The organism is Pinibacter aurantiacus (assembly GCF_019130065.1).
Classification (GTDB): Bacteria; Bacteroidota; Bacteroidia; order Chitinophagales; family Chitinophagaceae; genus Pinibacter; species Pinibacter aurantiacus.
Window position 1 is genome coordinate 147,218 of sequence record NZ_JAHSPG010000013.1, and the last position, 23,145, is coordinate 170,362.

At 42.0% G+C, this 23,145-nt stretch carries 22 protein-coding genes; 9 read left to right on the forward strand and 13 right to left on the reverse strand.

Features of this window, described 5'->3' with window-relative positions; translation table 11 throughout:
* Positions 1 to 9: 9 nt before the first annotated feature.
* A complete protein-coding gene (locus tag KTO63_RS16495) occupies positions 10 to 1,284 on the reverse strand; it encodes a relaxase/mobilization nuclease domain-containing protein (protein WP_217792488.1) in 1,275 nt (424 codons plus the stop codon).
* The gene (locus KTO63_RS16500) at positions 1,272 to 1,661 is read right to left on the reverse strand and encodes a plasmid mobilization protein (RefSeq protein WP_217792489.1); all 390 of its coding nucleotides are present in this window, start codon (positions 1,659 to 1,661) and stop codon (positions 1,272 to 1,274) included. Before KTO63_RS16500 ends, KTO63_RS16495 begins: the two co-directional genes overlap by 13 nt.
* Positions 1,662 to 2,149: 488 nt before the next feature.
* On the opposite strand from KTO63_RS16500, the gene KTO63_RS16505 reads away from it, so the two are divergent.
* The gene (locus KTO63_RS16505; protein WP_217792490.1) at positions 2,150 to 2,437 is read left to right on the forward strand and encodes a hypothetical protein; all 288 of its coding nucleotides are present in this window, start codon (positions 2,150 to 2,152) and stop codon (positions 2,435 to 2,437) included.
* 60 nt (positions 2,438 to 2,497) lie between these two features.
* On the opposite strand, the gene KTO63_RS16510 is transcribed toward KTO63_RS16505, so the two are convergent.
* Entirely contained in the window at positions 2,498 to 2,968 is a 471-nt protein-coding gene (locus tag KTO63_RS16510) for a JAB domain-containing protein (protein ID WP_217792491.1), read from the reverse strand.
* Positions 2,969 to 3,303: 335 nt separating this feature from the next.
* Positions 3,304 to 3,552, reverse strand: coding sequence for a DUF945 domain-containing protein (locus tag KTO63_RS16515; RefSeq protein ID WP_217792492.1), 249 nt, complete (start codon positions 3,550 to 3,552; stop codon positions 3,304 to 3,306).
* A gap of 293 nt (positions 3,553 to 3,845) precedes the next feature.
* Here KTO63_RS16515 and KTO63_RS16520 point away from each other — a divergent pair, with 293 nt between their 5' ends.
* The 4 genes from KTO63_RS16520 to KTO63_RS16535 all read left to right on the forward strand — a co-directional run bounded on the left by KTO63_RS16520 (position 3,846) and on the right by KTO63_RS16535 (position 7,150).
* The gene (locus KTO63_RS16520; protein ID WP_217792493.1) at positions 3,846 to 4,859 is read left to right on the forward strand and encodes a zinc-binding alcohol dehydrogenase family protein; all 1,014 of its coding nucleotides are present in this window, start codon (positions 3,846 to 3,848) and stop codon (positions 4,857 to 4,859) included.
* A 410-nt stretch (positions 4,860 to 5,269) separates the two neighbouring features.
* Positions 5,270 to 6,241 (forward strand): helix-turn-helix transcriptional regulator, encoded by a 972-nt coding sequence (locus KTO63_RS16525; protein ID WP_217792494.1) that lies wholly within the window; start codon positions 5,270 to 5,272, stop codon positions 6,239 to 6,241.
* Positions 6,242 to 6,343: 102 nt separating this feature from the next.
* Positions 6,344 to 6,823 carry a MauE/DoxX family redox-associated membrane protein gene (locus KTO63_RS16530; protein WP_217792495.1) on the forward strand — a complete coding sequence of 160 codons (480 nt, stop codon included), beginning with the start codon at positions 6,344 to 6,346 and terminating at the stop codon, positions 6,821 to 6,823.
* Between the two features lie 39 nt (positions 6,824 to 6,862).
* A complete protein-coding gene (locus KTO63_RS16535) occupies positions 6,863 to 7,150 on the forward strand; it encodes a hypothetical protein (protein WP_217792496.1) in 288 nt (95 codons plus the stop codon).
* 78 nt (positions 7,151 to 7,228) lie between these two features.
* Here the strand turns inward: KTO63_RS16535 and KTO63_RS16540 are convergent, their stop codons facing one another.
* The 8 genes from KTO63_RS16540 to KTO63_RS16575 all read right to left on the reverse strand — a co-directional run bounded on the left by KTO63_RS16540 (position 7,229) and on the right by KTO63_RS16575 (position 19,451).
* A complete protein-coding gene (locus tag KTO63_RS16540) occupies positions 7,229 to 8,542 on the reverse strand; it encodes a TlpA family protein disulfide reductase (protein WP_217792497.1) in 1,314 nt (437 codons plus the stop codon).
* Positions 8,543 to 8,584: 42 nt separating this feature from the next.
* Complete coding sequence (locus KTO63_RS16545; RefSeq protein ID WP_217792498.1) at positions 8,585 to 9,949, reverse strand: RagB/SusD family nutrient uptake outer membrane protein; 1,365 nt, start codon at positions 9,947 to 9,949, stop codon at positions 8,585 to 8,587.
* 10 nt (positions 9,950 to 9,959) lie between these two features.
* A complete protein-coding gene (locus tag KTO63_RS16550) occupies positions 9,960 to 13,262 on the reverse strand; it encodes a SusC/RagA family TonB-linked outer membrane protein (RefSeq protein ID WP_217792499.1) in 3,303 nt (1,100 codons plus the stop codon).
* A gap of 159 nt (positions 13,263 to 13,421) precedes the next feature.
* On the reverse strand, positions 13,422 to 14,615 hold the full coding sequence (locus KTO63_RS16555) for a FecR family protein (RefSeq protein ID WP_217792500.1): 1,194 nt from the start codon (positions 14,613 to 14,615) through the stop codon (positions 13,422 to 13,424).
* 740 nt (positions 14,616 to 15,355) lie between these two features.
* Complete coding sequence (locus KTO63_RS16560) at positions 15,356 to 16,141, reverse strand: hypothetical protein (RefSeq protein WP_217792501.1); 786 nt, start codon at positions 16,139 to 16,141, stop codon at positions 15,356 to 15,358.
* A 589-nt stretch (positions 16,142 to 16,730) separates the two neighbouring features.
* Positions 16,731 to 17,411, reverse strand: coding sequence for a hypothetical protein (locus KTO63_RS16565; RefSeq protein ID WP_217792502.1), 681 nt, complete (start codon positions 17,409 to 17,411; stop codon positions 16,731 to 16,733).
* Positions 17,393 to 18,442 (reverse strand): CBASS cGAMP synthase, encoded by a 1,050-nt coding sequence (locus KTO63_RS16570; protein WP_217792503.1) that lies wholly within the window; start codon positions 18,440 to 18,442, stop codon positions 17,393 to 17,395. The genes KTO63_RS16565 and KTO63_RS16570 overlap by 19 nt, the downstream gene beginning before the upstream one ends.
* A 1-nt stretch (position 18,443) precedes the next feature.
* Positions 18,444 to 19,451: a CBASS cGAMP-activated phospholipase gene (locus KTO63_RS16575; RefSeq protein ID WP_217792504.1), complete on the reverse strand. Its 1,008-nt coding sequence runs from the start codon at positions 19,449 to 19,451 to the stop codon at positions 18,444 to 18,446.
* Between the two features lie 99 nt (positions 19,452 to 19,550).
* Here KTO63_RS16575 and KTO63_RS16580 point away from each other — a divergent pair, with 99 nt between their 5' ends.
* From KTO63_RS16580 to KTO63_RS16595, 4 genes are all read left to right on the forward strand, one after another.
* Positions 19,551 to 20,153, forward strand: a complete 603-nt coding sequence (locus KTO63_RS16580) for a hypothetical protein (RefSeq protein WP_217792505.1) — start codon at positions 19,551 to 19,553, stop codon at positions 20,151 to 20,153.
* A gap of 3 nt (positions 20,154 to 20,156) precedes the next feature.
* Positions 20,157 to 20,561, forward strand: a complete 405-nt coding sequence (locus KTO63_RS16585) for a hypothetical protein (RefSeq protein ID WP_217792506.1) — start codon at positions 20,157 to 20,159, stop codon at positions 20,559 to 20,561.
* Complete coding sequence (locus KTO63_RS16590) at positions 20,554 to 21,318, forward strand: ImmA/IrrE family metallo-endopeptidase (RefSeq protein ID WP_217792507.1); 765 nt, start codon at positions 20,554 to 20,556, stop codon at positions 21,316 to 21,318. Before KTO63_RS16585 ends, KTO63_RS16590 begins: the two co-directional genes overlap by 8 nt.
* A 585-nt stretch (positions 21,319 to 21,903) precedes the next feature.
* A complete protein-coding gene (locus KTO63_RS16595; RefSeq protein ID WP_217792508.1) occupies positions 21,904 to 22,065 on the forward strand; it encodes a hypothetical protein in 162 nt (53 codons plus the stop codon).
* Between the two features lie 451 nt (positions 22,066 to 22,516).
* Here the strand turns inward: KTO63_RS16595 and KTO63_RS16600 are convergent, their stop codons facing one another.
* The gene (locus KTO63_RS16600; RefSeq protein ID WP_217792509.1) at positions 22,517 to 23,101 is read right to left on the reverse strand and encodes an RNA polymerase sigma factor; all 585 of its coding nucleotides are present in this window, start codon (positions 23,099 to 23,101) and stop codon (positions 22,517 to 22,519) included.
* Between the last annotated feature and the right edge of the window lie 44 nt (positions 23,102 to 23,145).

The window sequence follows — 23,145 nt, forward strand, 5'->3', positions numbered from 1 at the left end:
TATTTCAATTTAAGAGTGACGTAATTTTTTCTTTTTCCTGCGAGCTTCTTCCGACTTTAATTCCGCAGCCAGTCCTAACTCCTGCTCAATGGTCAACAACGCGTTGGTGATTTCTTTCAAACTTATAGCAACTGCCTGCTCTTTTATTTCGCCCTGGATGGCCGTTGCATTTGGATTTATTTTTTCATTTGCATGTTTTAATTGAGGAGCGTCTTCGGAATGCAAGTGCGCAAACGGATCACATCGTTCCTGTACCTGTTTGGCGCTATAGGCTTTGCCTAGGTCACTGCCATTAAAAACACATTTCGTATGGTGGTCAACGTAAGTGATGCCATATATCATTCCTGATTCATTTTGACGAAGGATGATATGGATGCCTCCTTTTTGCAAGGTTTGCATGAGGTCATCCATTGAATGAGTCCGGTTGGTTTTAAAATAAAGATCGATCGCATTTTTAACACGCACTTGATGCCCCTGTTTTGACTGTTGATTCTCCACGAAGCGATGCTCTAAATAATCAAGCGTGGGTTTATTATAGATCTGGCTGGCTTTTATAGGAATACCCGCGTATTCTCCTTTGTTAGTTAATACCCGGTACAGCAAGCCTCGGTTATCAAACAGCCTGGAATGCTCGGCTCCTCTATCAGCTTTGATATTGTATAATTTCAACACGGCGTTAAGTTCAGGTAGAGAAGCATATTTGTACACCGGCAAGACCGCATCCAATACGCTGGTGATTGCCCTGCGTGTATCTGATTTTCCATACTGCACTTTCTGCACATTAACCGGCTTGATCATCTCCGCCTGCTTTTGTTTGGATTGTGCTTTTACGAGTCCAAAATCCCGTTCGATCTGCAACCTTGCTTTCTCTGACTGGTTGCGACCGATGTTCTGCATTTTTATGCGTGTTCCGTCCCATTGAATATTCGTGGTCACGATGTGAATATGCGGGTGTCCGGCATCATGATGTTGGTACACGAGATAAGGCTGATTACCAAATCCTATTTGCTGCATATAGCTGTCAGCTATCTTCTGTAATTGCGGGACCAATATTTTTTCCGACGGATCAAAATTCAGGGAGATATGTACCCCGTTTAATTTAGTTCTTTCATTTAGGGCCATAAGCTTTTCGAGGGTGCGTAGCTTATCTGTAAATCCAAGATGTTCAGTGGTCTTTGCAAAGTTGCTACTATGGATCAGTAGTGCTGTTCCTTGCTTCAATTTGTTTTCATTGTAATGAATCGCATTTGTTACACCTGCGGCGGTTTTAATTACTGCAACCATTGATCACTGATTTGGGCAATTTTTGAATTGATTTCGTTCGTTTTTTTGATCAGCAATTGAAAGGCGGCTTCGTGTTCATTCAACCAATAAAAAATCTCTTTTATTTCAGACAATGTGTGCAATCTTTTCACTACTTGGTTATAATTATTTCCAATAGCATTGAGCTCTTTTCGAAGAACAATCATCTCCCGCATAAACTCATCCAAAGATTGATTTCTTGTATAGACAGCAACCGGTTTATCCAGTAATTTTTTCCGCAGAAATTCGCTCCATTTTCTATAGACAGATTGCGAAAATTTTTCTGTCACCAGCTTGTATTCTTTCTCCGTCAATCTTACCTGCAAGAACTTTGTACGGTTATCATTATTATCATTCATCGCCTTTCATTTTCACAGTTACAAATAAAAAATGCTTCTATAAAATCATCCAATAACCCGCAACGACTCCGGAGTAAAAGCGGGTAAAATCGCCCGTTGTCATACAACGGGACATTTTACAGGGTGCGGAGCAGCAGGCTCCCTCAGCAAATTCTTTTGTTCAGCCACTCCTCGATCTTCTTCCATCAATTAGATCTGTACGAGTGCCTGCCAATTGTTCAGATCATCGTCCTCCCACACCAAAAATGTATTCTTGTCCGTTAATAACATTTTCTGAGAAGTAAAAAGACATGCTATCCATGCTAAAAAATAGCCACTCAAAAACCATTTGTATAGCTCATCAATAAAGACCCGTTGCTAAATTAAAAGTAGCCGGGGAAATAAATAATACCTGTCGGAATTGCCAACAGGCCAATCACGGTATTTAAAAACAGTAGCTGCTAATTTTAAAGTGTCAAAATTTTATGTCAATTAAAAAATAAAACACCATGTTATCAGACAAAGAAATTACCAGCATTTATCAAACGATCATTAGTTCACCTGGGATGCAGGACCATGTAAAACTTTCCTTCAACATGACCCGAAAAAATGTGTTGTTACTGGTTAAATTACTAGAACAAGGACAACAGTTAAAGGAAGGGGAAACAAGCAGTCTTTTACAAGCGTTGCAAAAAGATGGACAGACCGATCTTTCCGGTATTATTCATGAAATGCTGGACAAGGCAGGGCTAACTGATATGTATCAAAATCTTCAATCCTTACAGTCCAAAAATTAAAGAGCGCTTATCTGAAATTGATCCGGATTGTTGCTTCGCGATGCATAAAAAAAGGGTTGTTTACAACAAACCCTCATCAGCAAATGAACAATAGCTTTCTGCCGTAATGATCAAATGATCCAGCAGCTTGATATCGAGCAAACGGCCCGCTTCCTTCAAGCGACCAGTTAGGACTTCATCCGCCTTACTTATTTTTAAGGAACCGGATGGGTGATTATGAGCAATCACTAGAGAACAAGCGCAGGCTTTGAGCGCAGCGCAGAAAACGATCTTTGGATCGACCACTGTGGCTGTCACGCCACCGGATGAAAGATGATATACACCCAGCACCCGACCCGATTGGTTCAGGAAGAGCACTTTAAAATGCTCAGTGAGTTCAATGGTATTCATATCCCAAATGGACATGAGTAATACATGGGCATCTTTAGAGGTATGAATGGAGGGTCGTTCAGATGCTTTGATTTTTGATTTGTACACGAGTTCAACTTCTGTGACCTTCATCCAGTCTGATGAGCTGATTAGCTTTTCCATAATTCATGATTTTAAAGTGAAAAAAAATTATGGAAGCCTCACCGGCTGGAGCCGGAACGGCGCAAGGAGGAACGGAATAAAGGAAAGCCTTGTGCGAAAGCCATTGCTTTTATGCCGTAGTTCCTTGCAAGCCTTTCCCAGGCAAAGCCGAAATTTTGGAATAATTGATGCATCACTTCTTTTCAAAAAAAAAGATCCAACCAACGGTTACCATCTGGCACCAGCTTTTTCTTTTGCCAGGCTTTTCTTTTGGCGTTTGAAAAGAAAAGCGACCAACATAAAAAAAGTCATACTGCCTGGCGGCTGCATAACTTTATCAGAAGAAATGGTTCAGATCAATTCAGGTACAAAGCAGATTTACCGTGTTGCATAAATGCTGCGCACAGGTCAAAAGCTCTCTGCGCTCTTTGTTGGGCAACGCCGCCGAATAGAATGGATTTGAGTTTGGTTTCCTCATTTTTAAATGATTTGACATTTTGAAAATAGCCCGTGATGGCGTTGTATGCACCGAATGCAAAAAAATACTTTCCCTGGAAAATGGACAGTACAATACAACAGCCAATCATTATTTGAAACGGACGCATTTTTTTTGTGCAAACCGTGGCCAGCAGAAGGTTTACCGTAGGCGCAGACTTTCGTACGCCGGACCGGAACAATAACTTTGCGAAGAGGTAACGAATACTTCAAAATGTCCGTCTCCTGATTGTCCATCATTTAATTCCCAAGACGCCCTACAAAAGAAGACACCAAAAAAGAATAACGCTTACGTAATAGTAAAAGTTATTATGCTGTCATTCATACACTCAAAGCCAAATTAACGGAATCATTTGACAATCCACTTGAATAAACGCGAACACATAATTTCTATTTTCACACCATGAAAACATTAGTTTGTGTTACTCCTGGAACATTTGAATATGCAACAGCAGCAATGCCTGAGGTAAAAGAGGGATATTCGCTGCTACGGATCAAAAGAATTGGTATCTGCGGTACTGATCTGCATGCATTTGAGGGCACACAGCCTTTTTTTTCCTATCCAAGAATACTGGGGCACGAGCTGGGCGCTGAGTATATCAGTGGCGATGCAGCAGGATTTCAGACCGGTGAAGCCGTAACGTTCATTCCATATTTCAATTGTAGCAAATGTATCGCCTGCAGAATGGGCAAGCCCAATTGCTGTGCTGCGATCAATGTTTGCGGAGTGCATGTGGACGGGGGCATGCGGGAATATTTGCTTGTTCCCTCAGAATCATTGCTCCATGGCGAAGGTTTAAATTTCGACGAGTTGGCATTGGTGGAACCATTGGCTATCGGTGCACATGGAGTAAGGCGTGCTGATGTTACTCCCGGTGAATTTGTATTGGTGGTAGGAGCCGGGCCGATCGGTCTGGGCACGATGGAGTTTGCCCGAATAGCCGGAGGAAAGGTAATAGCGTTGGACATCAACGATAATCGCCTGGCGTTTTGTAAAGAGAACCTAGGCGTTGAATTTACGATCAATGGTAGGAAAGAAAATGTAGTAGAGCGATTGAAAGAAATCACTAACGGCGATATGCCTACCGTTGTGATCGATGCTACGGGAAGTTTGAGAGCCATCAATACAGGATTTGAATACATGGCACATGGCGCAAGATATGTGTTGGTAGGACTTCAAAAGGGGGATCTGGCAATATCGCATCCTGAATTTCACAAACGTGAAGCCACTTTAATGGGTAGTCGAAATGCTACAAGACAAGATTTTGAACATGTAATCGATTCAATGAAAAAAGGCCTCGTAAAACCAGCAACCTACATCACGCATCGTATTTCATTTGACGAATTAAAGGATAATTTCGCCAGTTGGCTGGACCCCGAAACCGGTGTTATAAAAGCAATGGTTGCGTTTCCATAAGTGCTTAACGAATCCAATACAATTTATTACATAGTGCAAATAATACATTTCCTATGTAGTTCGCAGAATGCAAAGTAACCCCATTGCAAAAATCAAGATTATTTTAGATTACATTTTTAGCTGGTAGACTGAAAACGAATTGGCGCAGCTTTAATATCCATTATATTTCCAGGGATTATTTCATCTATGCTTGTGGCCAATTTTCATCGGTTCCATCATTGCCGCTTTTAAATTATCACTGCACCCCACCAAAGGCTCGCATAATTATCAATTTCTCTCTAGGTATTTTACAAAGTCAATTCGGTTGTAATAGATACTCTATTGACGCTTTTATCTCATACACTTTTAAAAATATTTTTATTATTGTACATTCCAAGAACACTTTATCTATTGAAACTGTTTTTTAACGCATGGTGCAAATTTCTTCACCACAACATGGAACCTTATCACTATTAACTGCAATACCTCCAAACTTTACCGGATTGGTTTTGCCTGGAGGGAACGTCTGCCATTACCAGGGTGATATTGGCTATATCGTGCTGCAGGAAAGGGTTTCGGAGCACTTCACCATTAAATACAATCAATTTACTTTTAAAGAAACCGGCCACTGGCAAATTCAAAGTGATACGGAAGGAACACTTGCGTTTGCCTCATTAAGAGAAACTTTTAAAGCCACGATAAAAGATTTGGGCAAGATGGTTATCCGGGAAAGTCAATTCATATTCCTCCACACGGCCCATTCACCAACAACTTTTTTATTTGAGAAAGGGAAAAAATATTATGATTTTGAAATATGGTTCTCTGCTGATTTTATAGCCCGGTTTATTCCTTATTTTATTTCTTTACAAAACGCGTTACAAAAGATATATACTAACCAGTTACATGTCATTGGCAAAAGCAGGTATGCAGGAAAAGTGGCAAGTGGTATCATACAAGATATCCTTCGATGCCCTTACATTGATGAAGTACAGGAACTCTATTTTGAAACAAAGGCGAAAGAATACCTGTTGGCGCTGCTTTCAGAAACTTTTAAAGAGAAACCTTCCATCGATCGTTTTACCACCAGGGAGTTGGATGCCATCTATTCCGCCCGTTCGATTATTCGTGCTGACATAAAAAACCATGTATCGATCCCTGACATTGCTAAAAAGGTGGGCCTGAACGAATTCACCTTAAAAGCGGGTTTTCGTGCAACATTTGGCACCACACTGTTTGAATGCCTGACCAATGCACGGATGGAAACCGCAAAATCACTTCTTACAGATACCAATGAACCTATGAAAGCCATCGCTGCAGTAGCAGGCTATGGAGATGTTACGAACTTCATCACCGCATTCCGCAAATACTTTGGATTTACGCCTGCCTCTTTACGAAGAAAATAAATATCGCATATAATTCATTCCCGTTTGCAAATCCATTCTACAAAAAATTATCAAATAGAATAAACAATTTTACATCAGCAACAAAATGTAACATTATACCATATGCGTAAAATAATCTTATCCCTGACCAGCGCATTATTTATTTTACTATTCGCTTATACAGCCATCGATAAGCTGATGCATTTGCGGCTCTTTTACCAAAACTTGCGCGAATCGATTTTATTGCAACCGCTTGCACCGATCCTTGGCCTTAGCATTCCCGTGATGGAATTGGCAGTCACGGCATTGCTTTTCATACCTATGTACAGAAGCAAGGGATTTTTACTAGCCACTTTTTTGATGTTGCTCTTTAGCCTGTATGTCGGCTACATGCTGGCCTTTGCGGAGCATCTACCCTGCTCCTGCGGTGGACTGATCAGTACAATGACATGGCAGCAACATTTGTTATTCAATCTATTCTGCTGTATGATTGCATTTGCCTGTTGGCGATTATCTATACAACGATCAAACACAAAACCTCATTGCAATACCCTGGATGCGTCGAGCTCGACCATTCGGGCAGGGAAAGCCGAACACCTGTGACATAGTAGGCACTATTCATTAAACCTAATTTTTTTAATTATGAAAAAGTATCTCCTGGGCGTTATTGCCCTCGTAACAGCGATCACTTTGAATTCCTTCACCCTAAAAACAGCGACAACCCGGGGACCGGTGCTCAACTGGATCTATATGGACTATCCAAATGATGCAAATAAAGATGATCCATCTCACTACCAACTGTACGGTACTGATGGAACAGCTACTTTACCTTGCCCGGGCGGTGCGCATAGGTGTGGCGTTCAGGCGCAGGATGATGGCTCCGGTCAACCGGATCTGACTATATTCTATACTCCAAAAACGAAGAACTAAGACAAAATGGGCTACTGGCTGCTACTAACATAGGTAAGGTTATTTAGCTTCATGAAGCCAGAGCCCATTTTTTTATCATTATTTGTCTTTGATGATTAGCATCTCCATTTCTCTTTCACCCACCTTAATCCCTAAACCATTTTTTTTGAGTTCATTTTGCACTTCCCGGAAACCTTTGGGATCATCCAAATTGTTCAACCATTTCGAAAAACTAAGATCGACTTTTGCGGCATAATTTGTCTCGTCAACCACCGGCATAGGAGAAAACATATTTTGAGCATCCAAATTATTCCACACCGAATTTTTAACCGTATAGTTTTTAATCATCAGCGCCCCATTTGCTTCTTGCACACTAACAGAATCTTTACCTTTATAGGTGGATGGTTTTAGACCATCATTGAAAAGAATGTAGCACTTTATTTTTCTCTTTTCCACCCAGGCTGTATAGGGAGAATAGGTGTTTAGATCCCTCCTCATCGTTTTAAACAACTCCCTGGTATCAGTACCTGGTATGACGGCTTCGTAACTGGCAACCCCATAATTATTCCATTTGTCCACTAAACTATCCACCTCAACATTCGGCAGTAAATTCACCGTATCCTTTACATCCAACACCCATCTATTTTGCCGCCAAAATGGTCCGTCCATAAAGGTGCCATTATAGGCGACCAGAAATAGATAATAATATGGAAAATTAATTAATCGTAAGGTTTGTGAATTTGTTGCTGTATCAACTTCCAGTTGCTGATCGGTATGTTCCACCCCTTCCAAATAGGTCGCAAATAACGTGTGGTATTTAATCTTGTCATTCCATCTTCCGTTTCCTTCATTATACAACTGTACCTTACTATCATAATCAGTTATCTGTTTACGCAGGGAAAGATGCAAGGGTTCCTTATTTAAAAACTTCTGTACATTTTCGATAGTGGCATTGTGATCATACGTAATAAATCTTACCACCCCTTGCTGATCCACCCACACATGATGCGGCACTGTCATGTGCGGAAACATTTTATTCAAAACGGAATCATTTATGACGACAGGCGTTTGCGGGTAATTCTTCTTGTAACCTTTAAAGGTTCGTTCAACCTGCTTGCGGTTATCATTGCAAACAATAATCGTTTTTATTTTATTGCCGAAATGGTTTTGCAAGGTGTCCAGTTGTGGCATGCCCAATATACAACCAATGCAGCCGGTGCTCCAGAAATCCAGCAACACCAGTCTTCCCCGATAATCGGATAGCCTGGCATTGGTTAAACTATTTTGAATACTTTCTTTTAATAATACATCGGGAACGGTGTCTCCTATGTCAAGGCCATTTTTTTTGACAGACTGGCAATAGGAACTTAGTGCCATGCTGATAAAGCATAGACAATACAATGCTGTTTTCATACAGAAGTAGAAATTTAAATGTTGACTTTTAATGAATGGAACCTAGTAACCTGAATTTTGCGTAAGTGCCGGGTTTAAATTGATTTGACGAATAGGAATGGGCCAAAGGGTATCCTTCGCTGACCAGTCGGTTTTTATGGGTGCCAACACATCCGTTTGTCGTGTTCTTTTTAAATCAAACCAACGGTGTCCCCATTCAAAACAAAGTTCAATCCTTCTTTCCTGTTCAATGGCACTGATCAGACTTTGCTCATCACTGGCCGTTGTAGGAGGAAGACCGGCTCTTGTCCTGATGGCATTAATATCTTGTATGGCTTCCGCGATATTTCCCAACCTTGTATTTGCCTCTGCCCTGATCAAATACTGCTCCGCCAAACGCTCTACTACATAGAACTCAAAGACTGTTTGGTTCATTCTTATTTTGTATTTATACGGGTAGTACAACGTGCGATTGTTATATACCCTGGCATTGAGCCACCCGTCCTTTCTCTTATCTCCTACCTGAAACGCATTCAGCAAATAAGAGGTAACAAGGTAGGAGGGTTGCGTGGCATTGGAAGCAGGCAAAATCAAATTACCTTCTGTCGTATTGTAACTCGGACGAACAGGCTGTAATTGCCAGATGGCCTCCTTACTGGCTTTTAAAAAAGAATTTTTACAATCTGCTTCCAATACAAACAAGTTGTTGTTGATTAATTCACCGGCAACGCTGGCTGCTTTAGTATAGTCTTTTGCATACAGGGCCATCCTTGATTGCAAGGCTTTGGCGGACCATTTATTGGGCCTCGTCCGATCCCCTTCCGGATAATCGTCAGGTAGCAGTTCAATGGCTGTTGCTATGTCTTGCGACATTCGAGCAAGCACTGCAGCTTGCGGTGTCCGGGGCAAAGACATATTTTCTGTGTATGCTGAACCAAGCACCAGTGGTACATCGCCAAACAAGTTGGTCAGGTAATGATAGCAGAATACTCTTATGAACAAAGCCTCCCCGGTAAGGCGTTGTTTAACCGGCGCTGTCAGCATGGTTGACAATCTCAATTGTTCCAGCGCCAGGTTGGCCGCATAGATGTACTTATACATCGGTTGCCAAAAATTGCTATTGATCACATCATGACTTACCTGCGAAAGGTCGCCTGCAACAAATTCATCCTGTACCCCCGGCGAATAATAATACAATTCATCTGCGTACATGCCGGCATAAAAAGTAGTGGAAGCTGTTGAGAACTGGCCCGCATTGTTCATCATTTCACTATAGATGCCGGTAATAGTGGATGTAGCCGAAGCATCATTGGTGAATGGTTCAGGGTTTACAACCTGGTCGATGGGCGGGTCAATAGTTACAAATTTTTTGCATGCGTTTGACAGCAATGTCACCATAAGGATCGATGCTATATACATAACTTTCATAGAGCAATTTTTATAATGATAACTTAATACCGGCTGCCATCGTAAACAAGGGCGGCAGGGTTACTGTACTTTGCGATTCAGGATCCAGTCCTTTATACTTTGTCAACGTAAACAGGTTTTGTGCCTGCACAAAGGCTTGCGCACTAGCGAGCTTTAGTTGTTTAACAACAGACTCCTTAAAATTGTATTGCAGCGCGATATTTTTACACCGCACAAAAGAAGCGTTCGTTAACAGAGCCGTTGATTGCTGAACATAATTGACAGCTTCCGACGCTTCACTGATGAAGCTTTGTGTATATTGCTGGTAAGGCTTATGATCGCCCGGCTGTTGCCACCTGTTCAGCAATAGTTCCGGTTGGTTAAACATGCTACCAGCCACCATGCCCGTACTATAGACGGGGTCTATACCCATTTGCTTTACAAATTGAAAGTGAATATCCAGCTGCCAGTTTTTGTATTGAAACGTATTTAGTAACCCGCCATAGAATTTCGGATCAGTGGTCCCGATGGTAACATAATCCTTGTCATTCAAAACACCGTCTTTATTCAAATCATTAAACGTGTAGAGACCCGTTTGGGCATTCACGCCCAGGTATTGATACCCGATCTTTAGGTTCAAAGGCTGCCCTATTTTATAGGTATTGGCATAACTGGAAGATGCCAACCCCGGGAATTCATCAAGGCTGTTTTTGTTGGCCGTGATGTTAAAAGCCGTGCGCCAGCTAAAATTGGCCGTATGAATATTGACCGTTTGTAATTCCATCTCCCATCCTTTATTGGAAACGACACCTGGAAAATTCATAAGGATACCGGTAAAACCGGTTTGCCCGGGCAGGTTATACTGGATGATCTGGTTAGTACTTTTGTTCCTGAAATAAGCAATATTGAACAGTATCCTGTTCTTTAGAAATCCAAATTCCAGTGCCAGTTCGCTTTTCAGATTGTTCTCCCAGCTAAAGCCCGGATTGTATAACCTCGCGGGCCGAAGGCCTGGCAAACTTTGGTAAGGATAATTGGTGATCATATAAGAATCGAGGTATTGATAATTACCAATTTTATCATTGCCGGTGATGCCATAACTGCCTCGGAGTTTTCCAAATGAAAGGAATGGCAAATCAGCCTGTATCCAATGTTCATCCGAAAAAATCCAGGCAGCACCGATGGCACCAAAATTGGCAAATTGCTTACCCGGTCCAAACCTGCTGGATCCGTCCCTTCTACCCGTGGCATTTAGCAAATACCTGTTTGACCAATTATAATTCACTCTTGCAAAAAGGGCGTTGTAACGGTACTGACTGGTTGAGTTGGTGGCGGTTAAATAGGGAGCGGCTTTAAGAGAGCCCAACAACAAATCATTCGTATATCCATACCCGTTATCAAGTTGCGTATAATCGTTGCTGGCCTGAAAAGTGGTGCCCACCAAAACAGACAGTTTTCCTTTTGTGCCGACTTTGTCATTGGTATACTCCAGCTGGGGTTCCACATTCCATGTCTTTTCAGCACTGCTTCCCATAGTCATGCTGCCTTGCGGGCCGTAGGACGGATCTTGTGAAGAGATGGGATACAATGAGGTTTCATGAAAAAGAAACTGGTTATATCCCAGGGAGGTCCTAAGCGACAGGTTCTTCATGATCTTATACCCTATTTGTCCTGAAGCGGTAAACCGGTCAGTTTCGGTATTGTAAGGCTGTTGCAATACTGCAAGAGGGTTGCCAATGGAAACTGTCCCTGGTTTTTCAGACCACTGCAAATTACCGAGTGAATCGAAAGGAGGGTACATATTGGGCGGCAAATTGATATAGTTGGTCAAATCCTGCTGTGGCAAATGGGTTTTCTCATTGGTATAGGAGGTGTTGACACTTAGGTTGAACTTCTTATTTAAAGACTGGTGGGAGACAAAGAAATTGCCATTGACACGTTGGTCATAAAAATCGCCTGGGAATACGGTTCCGTCATGCAGGTAGCCAAGGCCGACACCAAATTTTGTGCTGGCATTGCCACCGCTTACCTGAATTTGTCCATTTTCGGAGTGACTGGTTTTGCCAATCAATACTTTTTTCCAATCGGTGTACCTGGTGGTGTCCCAAACAAGCAGGTCCGGCGCGTTGATCTCATCAGGGGTTTCTTTGTCATTGGCAAAGGCTTCCCGGCGCATGGCAAGATAAGTGGGTGTATTCATCATGGGCATGGCACTGCGAACGTGGGAAAAACTTTGCGTATAGTTAAAGCTTACATGTGTACCTGCTTCTTTGGCTTTCCGGGTGGTAATGAGGATAACGCCATTGGCTCCCCTGCTACCATAAATCGCGGTAGCATCGGCATCTTTGAGTACTTCAATGCTTTCAATAGTGGAGGGATCGATATTGTTGAACGGGCTATTGGCAACGAGTCCGCTTCTTTGTGTAAAGCTGTTGATGTTATTTAAAAAGGGGATGCCGTCAATGATATATAAAGGAGCATTACCGCTTTGAATCGAATTGACGCCACGAATGAACACTGTAAAATTTGACCCCGGCAACCCGTTGGTTTGAGAGACGTGCAAACCCGTGATTCTTCCCTCCAATGCGCCTAATGGGTTGGACACAGGTTGTTTACTGATATCGTCAGCAGTTAGCCTGCCTACAGCACCGGTGTTCAGACGTCGGGTGGTGGTGCCGTAGGCAATGACGACCGTCTCGTCAAGGCTATTGACTGCTAACTTCAGCAACACATGGAAAAAGCGTTGACCACGGACCGGCATCTGCACCGTATTGTATCCTACGTTGCTGATCGTGATCGTATTGTCAGGATGCACATTTGATATATGAAATTCACCACGGTTGTTGGTCACCGTTACAAACCGAGTTTCTTCCACGGTAATGGTTGCGGCCGCCATAGCCTCCCCTTTCTCGTTAACAACCAGGCCATCTATCGCGATAACACTGTCTTTTGCAGGAAGCCTACCTGTTCCGGTTTGTTTGGGACGAATAATCACGTACCCATCTTCCACACTAAACTCAAGGGGTTGCTCCTGAAAACACGCGTCCAGTGTTTTTTCAAGCGAAAGGTTTGTGATAGAAAGAGAGACCTTGTGCGACAGATTCATGTGTTCCTGGGTATACACGAACCGGTAACCTGTTTGTTGCTGTATTTTTTTAAGGACTGTTTCCAAGGGGGCGTCTTTCACCGATAAGTTTACCTGCTGGGCATTAGAAGATATTGTACAATGCAGCAATATTGCTGTCATTACTGTAATGATCGCATGTCTGGTAGTGGTACAGATCAAGTAAAATGATCTTACAGGCAAACCTTTGAGGATTGCATTCAAAAGCATAGCTTTGTTTTGTTTGAGTTAATCAATAGCAGTTTTAGCGAATTGCCAGGCACCGATGAAAATCGGGCACACCTGTTTTGCTCAAATCATTTATCGGGAAGTGTAGCACCACTTCCTGATCTTTTTTGAGCCCATCTTTTATTGGTGGTTTTTCTTAGATCAAGGGCTTACAATAATTGTTCTGTTGTTGATGTTAAAATGTACGCTGCTGGTCTTTTGCAACAGACCGAGCATCTTTGATAAAGGAACGTCCCTGGATATTTCTGCAGTAAAATGTTGATTTATTTTTTCTTTGTATTCCACCTGAACATCGTACCATCTCGCCACCTGTCGCATCACGTTTTCAATGGGCTCGCCCCTGAACGAAAAATTGCCGTTTTTCCAGGCCATGGCAGCAGCCGTATCTGCCTCGGACACTATTAAATCACCTTGTCGGTACAGGGCCTGCCTGCCCAGCGATAGTTCCTGTGATTGCTTTGCCGTTGAAACCCTCACCTTCCCGGCAACAAGGGTCGTTCTTATCATGTTCTCCTCCCGATATGCCTGCACATTAAAACGTGTGCCCAGTACCGTTATATCCACCTCTCCCGTGTGTACCAGAAATGGCTGATGGGCATTTGGCGCCACATCAAAAAAAGCTTCCCCTGTCAATGTGATTTTTCTTTCTCTTCCTGTAAACGAAACCGGGTAGGTGATGGAAGAAGCTGCATTCAGCCAAACCGTCGTACCGTCTGACAATTGCAATGTATACTGGCCCCCTTTGGGAACATCAATGGTATTCATTGCATCACTCCCCTCAGCAGTTCCCGTATAGCTAATGCTTTCGCCGGAGTTTTCGATGCTTACGCCGTCTTCGTTAACAAGTATACCCTTCTTCGTATGATCCAGCAAGATGGTCTTTCCGTTTGCCAAATGCAGGGTCGCCCGGTGGGTGCCGGCAGCAATGTCTACACTGCTATCCCCTTGTTGTTTCGCCCAGTCCTTGTTGCCGGTAGCGATATCGTTGTGTTTTACCAACCAAATAATGGAAACGAGGATTATTACAGAGGCTGCAATGGCGATACTGATAAACTTTGGCCACGTCTTCTTTGCAGGAGATTCAAATGGTATTTTTGCCTTTACCCGATTATAGGCGGCATCTATATTCAAGCTTTTAAAATAGGACATGGCTTGTCCAATATTATCTTCATCCGTCAGGTCCTCAAACAATTTCATGTTCTCATCACTGGCTTCCACCCAGGCATCGAGCTCTTCATGCTCCCTTGTTGACAGCGTTCTTTTGATATAGCCTGCAATCAAGTAGGCCGCACGATAAGCATCGTCGTCGGTATGCATTTGACGATCAGGTTTCATAGCATTAATTTAAGCATAAAAATGTGCTTTTTCCAGTTTGTTGCGATAGCTACCGGAAAAAAACTATATACCGCCTTGTATAACGAAGAATTGGGGGATTTGTAAAAAAGAGGGAAAGAAAAATTTTGAATGAGGTTAGATCGATTCGGATAATATTGACCGACAATCAATAATTCTGCCTGCTCCACAATGTACCAATGGCCATCTCTTTACATTATGTATTTAAGTGGAACACGTTTTTAATTGATTCAATATTTTCATTAGCGACTCCTTTTTTTCGCATAGGCTAATCAATAGCCAAATCGTTGCTTTTTGATTTGAAATTTGTTCATCGATTCTAAACGCTTGCTTAATAAAATAAGCGTTAATCATTACGGAGTGCTACTGATCCTTTATCTCTTTTTGTACCTAACAAAGTATTCTCCAATTGGTGTATAGCCAGCCTTCATAATACTCTTTTTGACTTTGTATTATATGCGTTAGTTGAGAATACCATTTCATTTCCTAAATTTTGTCCTCTCAAGTCGGGTCAGCTGAACAACTGTCGAACTGTTTTTTGGAGGACTTAATGAAATTAAGAGACTTAAGTATAGGATAATTTCAATATAGCATATTTGCACTTACAATACATCAGTTACAATGCTTCCCTGAACACCTCGCCGCCTGTGTGGGCTGGGGAAAATTGACAAAAAAATTAAGCTACCGTAAGAGGGCTGTTAAACGATGGTGACTACTGAACCTTACTTTTTTTCGACGGCACGTTCCTCATCCCGGTAATTATGTAATTCCAAGTGAGGCAAATTGCCCAACCGATAATCCTTGCTTTGAAGCTGCTTTACAACTTCCTCTCTCGATATACCAAACTTATCAGAGATATAATGATAATGCGGTTGACCTTCCTTCCAGTTTTCTTTTCCGGCTGCGCTTTCAATAGTAATGAAAAAGCAGTGCCACTCATCTCCGTTATCCAATATTTTTCCATAGATCGCAGAGCGTTGATTAACCACCTGCCGCAACTCTCCGTCCGACAAAGGCGTTTCTCCCACTTTTTCTACCTGCTCACCTTCAACACGAACCAAGATAGGCATATCCGATAGATCGCGATTGTTGGGCAGGTGCTCCGAAGAGTAACAACTGAAAGTGTACCTTAGTTCCTGGCAAGCCCTGAAATAAAGAGCCGCTAACTGCTCTGGCGTAAATTTCATACCCCGGAGGAATCTTTCCTGGTAATTTCTGTTATCAGCCTTCAGTGTAGAAAAAAGGAAGTCAGGCACCTTTTCAGCCATGATCTGTTTGTAAAGCTTTTCCCAATCTGCAGTGGCTGTCTTCTCTATAAAAGGTTCAAGGTCTTCCATGGGAAAAGGAGGATTCTTCAATCGTAATGTTTCCCGCAGAATGACCTTTTGCTTTTCAACAAATATGGTTCTGTAATAATCTACAGCATCGACGCGCTCCACATCTTCAGCTATTGCCGCAATTGTAAAGCCTTTTCCATCAGCATTGGGTATTTTTTCTATTTGCACCATACTTAAAAATAACAATAATTATCAGATCAAAGCTGCTACTGGTCGGCTCAGATGGCAGCCAACATAGATGTTCTATCCTTTTTAATAGCAGGATCAAACAAATCGATCAATCCGAACTCAAAACCAATATAAGGATTCAACTTCTGTGTAATACGGGTAAATCCGTACTCTTCGCCAGCCGCAATTTTGAATACTGCGAGTGCTACATCCCGCGACAGAATCCACCGCCGAAGTACTGGGGTAAACCGGGGTCGCAATTTCTCTTGTGAACCCCAAATAACCATTTTCGCTTTATCACTTAGATCGGCGTTTATTCACAATCGAAGAAGAGCAACAAAGCAAGTAGTACAACTGCAAGGCAACCTGGGCCATGGCAGATGGATAGATTTTATATGCTGGAAGAACACTATCACATTGCCAAAAGAGTACCTGCCGAAACCTACGAGCGTCTAATAACCAAACTGGCGACGAGAATTGACATTCATATTGCTGATTGTAATTGCCGTCGAAATTAGCATGCTAAACTGGATGGGCCCGCTTAGTCAGAAATACGCATTATTTACATCACTCGCGTTTTCATTGCACGAGTTTATTTTCTTATTCCTGCCGCCTTGGCAATTTCGTATGCGTGGGTTCTAAGTGTAATTTCTCCTATGCTTTTGAGTTTATCAAATGCAACCCTATGGCAGTGACGAAATTTTATTTTTTCGCCACAAAAACACATGCTCGTGCGGTCAGGACGATCGTGTGCTGCAATATACTCCATCAGCTGTATTGTATGTTGAATATTACCGCCAGTTTTCAAGATACCAGAATAATATTCATAAATTCCGCCGACGCCGTGCGCATATTCACCATTCACATAATAACCCTCAAGTCTTCGATGAGTCTGGTTAAAAAAATATGGCAACACTTCTTCTCTGATGTACTCAGTAACTGTTATTCCCGCTCGACATCTGATGATTTCCTCCGGACGAACTTTTACACAACAGGCAAGCGTATCTTCATAGACATGCCAGTCCGCTATCTTTGGTATCTTGCCAGTTGTTTCAAAAAGCAAGGGAAACTCATTGGGAAAATCTTTGGAGCAATGAATTTCAACTCCGTAATCCTCCCAATATTTTCCATCCCTGTCTATAATAGCGAGGTTACCCTTTATGATTTCACGACCATTGACGTATTCTATACGTAAAGTCGGAAATGCCGTGACAGCTTCCTCCAATTGCGCAATGAACTGATTGTGACCATTTGTCATAACGTTGTCCCCCATGGTCTTGAGGATGAAGCACCGGTAATTAAACCAACAGTTGCAACAGCTGGTTTAGGCAAAGCCGGCGCAAGATGACAGGGGAAACGATCACCGAGGCTTTTCTGCCAGTGTTTGCAGGCTTTTTGTGGGTCGGTTTCGAGCAGTGCCTGTTTTGCATTCTCAATAAATTGCCCCAAATATTTCATAAAAGCATCCTTGTTTTTGTAGGACGCCAGAAGGTCCTCCCCAACCGGCGTTGTAGGACGCTCGCACCTGAAAGACTTTCTTAATGTCGCCTCTATTAAAACCAGCGTTTCCTTCAATGCAATATCATCTCGTTCATGTTCATAAAAATCATTGGCAACGAGAATAGTCATTACAAGTCCACACGGCATTTCTTCACGCCGCAAATCCCCCCATGCCTTTAGGTAACGCACAAGGCGACGTAGTTGCACATCCTGTTTCCGGATGTCGGTGATCCATCGCTCATATTGGTCATATAAAGCCGATTCATAAAGGAACGACTTCAAGAAACCAGAGTGGGTTTTTTCCTCAAACCACGCTATAAATTCCACAGGATTGCTCAGTATCCATTTTCTTTCCTTGTCTGCCAGGTCAGGGCATTCCTTATTGTCCGCGTAATAAATCGGCAGGTCAATATGAAAGCCACTTTTATACAACACCCGCACACAGGTATTTTTGTCGATGACCTTTTCCACTTCGTCATGATCTGCCCCGATAGCTTGTACAACCATTTTATGGAAAACTTCTGGTGCCGGTCTTTTTTCGCGCGAAAGCCTGCCTAAAAAGTAGATGCCGTCGTCCAAGTCATAGTCATCCCTCATTGGCGTTATGATGGTATCCATAACGAATGAACCCTGACTTTGAAATTCAAGTTCGTCATAAGGCTTATTGGCTTCCGCAAACTGATTATGCCGCTTCTGAATCCTTGTGCGTAAATTGTTACGCACCAGGATCAATTCAGTTCTATTTGTGTCAGAAAGACGGATAATTCGATTATACTCACCGAACACATTGTGAAGATTTGCCATGCTATTGTATTTTAAATTGTTTTTTTAATTGAAAAAATGTTTCTACTTCAAGGTCCTTTTTTGCCAGCTGACCGCGATCATTGCCTTTTCCTTTAATAAATTGAATTGCCTTTTTCGAGGCGCAGTCCAGTTTCACGAGGTGCTGTTGCTCTGCAGAAATCTGCTCAGAAGGGATGCGTTGATACCGGATCTTTATATCGTTCATTTCGCACAACTTGTTCATAAAATAATCAGTAAAATGGCTTTGGCCGATCAACGAGGTGTCAAACAGGTCATTTCTCCATTTAATAAAGGAACGCGCCCGTTTTAAACCGACCGGTTTACCTGCCGTATTGTTCAAGCTGCTTACAGATAGTATTTCGACGGAAGTAAATTCCTTATCCTTACCCACGAAATATGTTAGTGCTTCAATAAGCCCTACAAGTGTAGGATTGTTAGCCCATACGCCGCCATCGATAAACTGCTTATAATTGTATGCGGCAATTTCACAAAGCGGGAAATAGGTAGGCGCAGCAGAAGTAGCCAGCGCGACATCAACCAGCAACGTTTTATTGTCCCTGTCCAGCTTCCCATGATCCCTTTTAAAGACCCAAGGTCGCGCATCCGTTAACGAATAAGACGGAACACAAACCAGGTTTTGGAGATCGGCAACGGTTTTATCCCCAAATACATCATTCAGCACCTGTTTTAGCGGTTCGTCGGAATACTTACCTTTCCATAACGTTTGCCTGAAAATGCCGCCTATCAAGCTACGCTTCGGAAATATTTTGTGCCCGTGTTCAGCATATATATTACTGATGGCCGATGAGGGAATCTTCAACGCCAGGCAAAGCGCAATCAATCCTCCTGTAGAAGTACCACAGATCATGTCGAAATAATCAGACATTGACCCAAACCTATGCTCCAAGTGTTCAAGTATCGTAGAAGAGTATAACCCCTTAATACCACCTCCATCTACACAAAGTATTTTGAAAGCCTTGTTAGCACCATTATTTATATTCTTATCCATTTTTATTATTTTTATAAGAACCTTCTATAACTTATTTAACCGAAATCCGGAAAAAGTTCCCCTTTGGGGTAAAAAAGTATTTTTCCGGTTAATATAACCGTGGAAAAAGGCAAACATTTAGAACGTAATCTCAGGAAACTGACGATGGTAACAGACCACCAGTGGATCAAAGCGCTTAAGAAGTGCAAAGACCATTTAGTTACTAGGTTACGTAAACGAACACTCTTCGGTGCACATACCGAGGAAAGACTGGGGATGGACCCGGTAGAGTATTATGTACAATTCGCGTACGATGCCATTATTGACGGCAATTGGGAGTGGAAGGATGGGCGTACGCTGGGGCAGCAGCTTGTCAGAATTGCCGATAACCGCATAGGAAAAGAGGTTGAAAAATATCGGACTGAACAGGGCGAATCGTTTTCTATGGCGAGAGACGATATGGATGAAATTTTTTATACTACTGATCCACTACCCGGTGAGCCGACTCTTGTACAAGAAGCAGTTTTCAGTAAAAAAATTGCTATCATTGAAAATGCAATAAAAGGCGATGAAAATCTGGAAATGTTTTGGGAGTGCGTAAAAGACGGCATGAAACGAGAAGCCATTGCCACATTTATGGAAAAGCAGCCGAAGCAAATAGATAAGCTTCGTGAAAAATTAATCGGTAAAGTAAAAAGTTCCCCTCATTTTCAACTCGGATAAGGTATGCAAAAAACAAACGCCGAAATATTGCACCATTTTTACAGTCTGTTGCTGGAAATGAATTTTCATGAGTCGGAGGAAGATCCACCTACCGCCGAAGAAATTGCAGACTCATTTATACAAAAGCATTTGCGGCAGGTAAAACTTAAGATCGCCAGAAATCGTGCAGAATTAAAACGCACTTTATACCAATCTATTCTTCAGGAAATTGATCGCCTGAGAAAGATCAGCGCCAATGAATTGAAAAAAATATTAACACCACAAGAAGCATTACAATTACAACCTCTATTCAGCAAATTTGAATCAATGACCTTAAATGATAAAGAGTCAATTGCGGAAGATCAGGAACTGCTGCAACTTATAACAGCATTGAAAGACAAGCTGAATAAAACCGACCGCAATGATTAATCCTTCGAAAGCTGCAGTTACTCTTTTAAATGAGCTGGGGTGGCGGGAACCCTCCGATATGTCTATGGAAGACATTGCCTGGTCTCTGGGTCTTGTTGTGCGTTTCAAAGAATTGGATGGATCGCAAGGTCGTATTTTGATGAATGAAGATGATGGTATTATAACGATCAACAGTAACATCACCTATCAGCCTAAAATCAACTACATAATTGCTCATGAGATAGGTCATTCGCAGTTGCACAGGCATCTTGCACTTTTTAACGATTCTGAAAAAACCTTATCAGAATGGTATGCTCAAGGACCACATGAGAAGGAGGCGAACAGTTTCGCCGCCGAATTATTAATGCCAACTGAACTCTTTACCAGGAAAGTGAAAAATAAAAAATTATCTTTAACGCTTATTGAAGAAATAGGATCTTATTTCGGCGCCTCCAAAACAGCAACGTTTTTACGATACAGGGAATTGGGAGAATTTCCGGTTATGATCATTTTTATAGAAAACGGCATTATTAAATGGAAGAGTACTTCTTACGACTTTCCTTATAAATGGCTTTCCTACGGAACAAAAGTTCCTCCTTATACAGTTGCCGGTGATTATTATTACCGACAAGTTGAAGAAAATAGACCCGCTAAAGTGGATGCCATCGAATGGTTTCCCGATGATTACATTTGTCAACAAAATGAAAATGCTAAATTATGGGAACAGTGTTTTCCAAGTACAACCAATAGCATTGTAACCTGTCTCTGGACAGCCTGATCCTACCTAAAACAATTCTCTCTGAACACGAATGCTATTAAGAAATGTCTGATTATCCGCACCAATTGATATATTTTGTGCGGAAGTGGCAAGTCCACTACATGATCTCCTGCAAAGTGACAGGCCGAACCACTTTTTTCTGAAATTGACCGGAGATTAATGGCAACCGCGTTTTTGATTGGCTTTAAGATTGAGAACAACGACAACAGACCGTTATTTTTTTGGGGGCTGAAAAAATGGATTTTTTGAGCTGAATTGGGTAATCTGTATTTCTACATTTCTACACATTTTATCAGGCAGAGCCCGATTCATTTTATTCGATTGTTAATCTTCGATTCTTATGCCAAAGAATTACACAACTTGCTTGAAGCACGAGGTGTTTCCGTTCGGTTTAATGAGAAAGACGTTCTGTTTGGTTCCCTGCTACTCCGAGAAATCGACAAAAGACTTGCGAAGTCTCGAGTTGTCATTGTTCTTGTGACCCAGCCTTTCTAAAACGACTTGCAGAAGCGGGTACTACTGAAAAAGAACTTTCGCCACTTTTAGCTCGGGATTTGCTTGTTCCAATTATACATAATACAACATATGAAGAACTTTATACATAATACAACATATGAAGAACTGCGTGACGTAAGTCCATTGCTCGGCTCAAGAAGTGGACTGAGTACAGCAGAAGAGCCAATGGCAGAGTTGGCCGCCAAACTCGCCGAGTTAGTCACTCCGGAAGTTAGTGATTGTACGATATAGAAGCTAATTCATTAATGATATACCACATACGGCCAGCATTGTGTATTATCAATATGGTGCAGCGACGAATATATTCTCAACTTTTGTTCGCTGCTTAGCTTCAATTTCAGCAGACAGATAACGTCAGGCAGCAGAATAAACAATGAGCTTTCGGTCATTGTTGGTATAGAAGCTCCACACTGAAAACTGCAGATGCTTAAACCTGCAGAGAAACTTTACAATTTCGAGGAAACAAAAAATCTGTAAAAATCTATTGACTTTATAGGCTTTTTATTTTGACTTTCTTAAGGCGGGGGGTGGCAGGATTTGAACCGGCTGTCTTGGCATATCAAAGGCCTGCGAAAAAAGATCACTACCTCATTTCAATTATGCATCCTACTAAGAATTCATCGATTACTTACAATTATGATTCTCGTATTTTACGAAAAATGTAAACTATTTCTGGGCCTACTTATTGCCAAATCATCCAAATGGCCACCACCAAAATCACCCAATACCCAAGACTTTTTTCCCTCAACAACTTAATCCCCCTCGCCTTTTGATTGCGGATATTGGCCAGCGAAATATTGAGCTCTTGTGCAATTTGTTCATAGCTCATTCCCTGGATATAAAACATCGTGATCACCTTGCGACAAACTTTCGGCAGCCTTTCGATCGCCTGATGCAATTGCCAGTAGGTTTCAGCCCTCATCATGCTTTGTAATGAATTGAAATGATCGTCCGCGATATAAACGCCATCAATATCGGTGGCAACAGTTTTTGATCGGGTTCTTATATAGCTGATAGCTGCATTCCGAGTGACTGTAAATAGAAATGAGCGAATGGTATTGTCGCTGAAGAACTGTTTCCTGCGCTCCCATAACTTCATAAACCCATCGCTTGCGATTTCTTGCGCAAGCTCATGATCGGACGTCATTTCACTGACGTAATGACAAAGAGAACCATAATACTTATGAAAAAAGTACTGAAACCCTTTTTCCTCTCCTTGCTGGAAGCTCTTCAGGGCAACGCAGGAATCGGTTGGTATAACACGCATACACAATGATTTTAAAATGAAGAGTCCATTGTAAGTACTGTCGC